Origin of the sequence: Tritonibacter sp. SIMBA_163 (assembly GCF_046535935.1) — a bacterium.
Lineage (GTDB): Bacteria > Pseudomonadota > Alphaproteobacteria > Rhodobacterales > Rhodobacteraceae > Epibacterium > Epibacterium scottomollicae.
This window is the reverse complement of record NZ_JAWJBP010000117.1, coordinates 1-467: the sequence shown is the minus strand read 5'-3', so window position 1 is coordinate 467 and position 467 is coordinate 1. Positions and strand designations below refer to the sequence as shown.

The window sequence follows — 467 nt, the reverse complement described above, 5'->3', positions numbered from 1 at the left end:
AGATGCCCCGCTCACTTCCCTTGGGTGCAAAGTGCTCTAGCATAATTTCATATAAGTTCATTTCATTACCTCCCTGGACTCTGGTTGAAATATCGTTTTTATTTAGATTCTAAAAGCTCAGGATCTTTGTAAATGTTGCCGATGACTTCTGCTTTGGTGCATCTACAGCCAGTATCGACATCACGAGTATTGTCCACATAAACAAACAGTGGCCTTTCTCCGATATAGAAGCCCGCATAATCTTCTCGATACTCAACTTTCATGTATTCAACAATATCTTCAGGTGGTTTGCCTGAACCGTACATAACAACCGTGACTGTTCTTTTTAAAATATCCCCCTCATAAATCTTCTGATCGTTCTTGTCCTTCAATCCGGTGTATTGCCCAACTGTTTCCGGCCTCACTCTGTAAGCAAATGGAACGCCAGCTTTATTAGAGATATAAGAACCAGGATTAATGTCCATGCT

The 467-nt window shown here is 41.1% G+C and carries 1 protein-coding gene; it reads right to left on the bottom strand.

All coding sequences use genetic code 11. From position 1 onward, the window contains the following. Positions 1–98: 98 nt before the first annotated feature. Positions 99–467 (bottom strand): YopX family protein (locus R0J92_RS21695; protein ID WP_411053159.1); only part of this gene is annotated, 369 nt, incomplete at its 5' end.